1 pseudogene is annotated in these 237 nt (G+C 46.8%); it reads left to right on the plus strand.

Features of this window, described 5'->3' with window-relative positions:
• Window positions 1-237 (plus strand): annotated as a pseudogene (locus tag SB679_RS26200) (peptidase M28); the annotation flags it as partial.

Genomic DNA, 237 nt, shown 5'->3' on the forward strand with positions numbered 1-237 from the left:
CTTGTAGGAACTCCGGAAATGCTTGCTGCCAACGAATGGAGTGCAGAAAAGCTTCGTTCATGGGGAATTGATGCTAATCTTCAGCAGTTTGGAACATGGAAAGGATGGCAAAGAGGAACTGCCCATGTTGATATGGTATTTCCACGTGTAAAGTCATTGTCAGCAACGCAATTGGCATGGAGTCCTGCAACTAAGAAGGCTGTAGAGGCGGAGGTGGTTGTTCTTCCAAAGGTGTCT

Source organism: Chryseobacterium sp. SIMBA_029 (assembly GCF_046535275.1).
Classification (GTDB): Bacteria; Bacteroidota; Bacteroidia; order Flavobacteriales; family Weeksellaceae; genus Chryseobacterium.